General features: G+C 49.7%; 3 protein-coding genes. All 3 read left to right on the top strand.

Features of this window, described 5'->3' with window-relative positions; genetic code table 11:
• Positions 1-95: 95 nt before the first annotated feature.
• On the top strand, positions 96-929 hold the full coding sequence (locus tag V8L71_RS20560; RefSeq protein ID WP_336275329.1) for a methyl-accepting chemotaxis protein: 834 nt from the start codon (positions 96-98) through the stop codon (positions 927-929).
• A 154-nt stretch (positions 930-1083) separates the two neighbouring features.
• Positions 1084-1380 (top strand): DUF1330 domain-containing protein, encoded by a 297-nt coding sequence (locus V8L71_RS20555; RefSeq protein ID WP_336275328.1) that lies wholly within the window; start codon positions 1084-1086, stop codon positions 1378-1380.
• A 258-nt stretch (positions 1381-1638) separates the two neighbouring features.
• Positions 1639-1803 (top strand): hypothetical protein, encoded by a 165-nt coding sequence (locus V8L71_RS20550; RefSeq protein ID WP_336275327.1) that lies wholly within the window; start codon positions 1639-1641, stop codon positions 1801-1803.
• Positions 1804-1834: the final 31 nt, after the last annotated feature.

Here is a 1834-nt window from a genome sequence, read left to right as displayed (position 1 = left end):
CATTGAAATGTTTTACAACCCAAAGCGCCGACACAGCACAAGTGATAACTTGTCACCGGTTGAGTATGAAAGGCGTTACTTTAAGAGCCTAACGGGTGTCTAGAATATCCGGGGCGATTCACTCACTGGGAACGCAAGATCTCTCTTCCCGTACAGAAGAACAAGCATCTGCCCTTCAAGAGACAGCTGCTAGCTTAGACGAATTAACAGCTACAGTGAAAATGAATGCCGATAATGCCTCCGAAGCAAACAAAATAACCTCTTATGCAGCCACGACCGCGCACACTTCTGCAAAAGAGGGAGAGCAAATGCTGCTCATGATGCGTGACCTTGAAGATAAAGCGGCTGAAATGAGCGAAATTGTTAGCATAATCGACTCAATAGCATTTCAAACCAACCTATTAGCGTTAAATGCATCGGTAGAGGCTGCTCGCGCTGGTGAGCAAGGCCGTGGCTTTGCCGTGGTGGCTAACGAAGTTCGCCAACTGGCAAGTCGAAGCTCACAATCTGCCAGCCAAATCCGCTCAATGCTTGAGATGAGTCGTTCAAAAACAACAGAGTGTTCGGCTCAAGCGACCAAAAGCGGCATCACTATTCGTGAGTTAGCTAAAAATGTTGGCAAAGTCTCTTCGCTGATGGAAGAGATCACACAAGCATCCGAAGAGCAAAGTCGCGGTATTGATCAGGTCAACATAGCAATTTCGCAAATCGATTCAGTCACTCAGCAAAACGCAGCGTTGGTAGAAGAATCCAGTAGTGCGGCAGCGTCATTAGAAGAGCAAGCAAAGCAATTGGCAGACATTACCGCCAAATTTACGATTGCAACGTATACAACGGCTATCCAACACAAACCTGCCTCCCCAACGTTTCTAAAACAGCTAACAAAGCGTGGACACACTGAATTAGAGGCAGATTGGCAAACCTTCTAACTACACGGCTTAACGTTTGAACCTGAATTCAAACCTTAAGGGCGGCCGCTAAAGCCGCCCTTTTCTTTTGGTTGGAGGGAAAAGTCAATGTGGCCCCATCACTGGGTAATGATATGCTCTAGCTGTTTTTTAACGATGACATCAGGAGAAGTGAATGCCAGCTTATGTCGTACTGACCCGTGAACACACCCACGACGCTCAGGAAATGGAACGCTACGGCGAAAAGGCGAAAGCCGCTCGTGAAGGCCACGACCCGCAGCCCCTCGCCTTCTACGGTGATTTTGAAGTGCTGGAAGGCAGCGCCATGGAAGGGGCCGTGATTCTGCGTTTCCCCGATATGGCCGCTGCCCGCGCTTGGTATGAAAGCCCCGCTTACCAGGAAGCTCGTAAGCACCGCTTCCAGGGCGCCGACTACCGCGTCTTTATCGTTGATGGGATTGAAGAGGCGTAAAAATCCCTCTTGCTTCACGTAGCAATCAAAAAAGGGCCGCTCCTAATGTAACGAGCGGCCCTTTTTACTCAACATTTGATTCGCACCATTCTCCCTGAAGTGGGCTGCTTTTCAAAGCTATCAAGCTTGGCGCTAAGCACGACCTGAATACTCTTTTACTATCACTGCAACACGCAGGGCAGCAATAGTGAGTAACCCTGCTAGGCTAAATCTGGTACCTACAAACTTAGCCGCTTATTTCAGCAAAAGGAGGCCATCGTGAAGGACCCGCAGCCCGAAATACTCCATTTTGACAGCGATAAAGCGACCGGCTACCCCAACTCGCCGCTCCCGGTGCGTATTCCGGCGAACGTGACCGGTCATTCCGGTGATCGTGACCGATTTGCACACAGCCTTCACGCTGGAGAGAGTTTTGTACGCTGAGCGGTCACGATGGGTCAACCGATTCCGTTTT

It is taken from the genome of Vreelandella indica, assembly GCF_037070225.1.
In the GTDB taxonomy this organism is placed as follows: Bacteria; Pseudomonadota; Gammaproteobacteria; order Pseudomonadales; family Halomonadaceae; genus Vreelandella; species Vreelandella arctica.
Note: the sequence above shows the minus strand (reverse complement) of the source record. Positions and strands in the feature narration are given on the sequence as shown.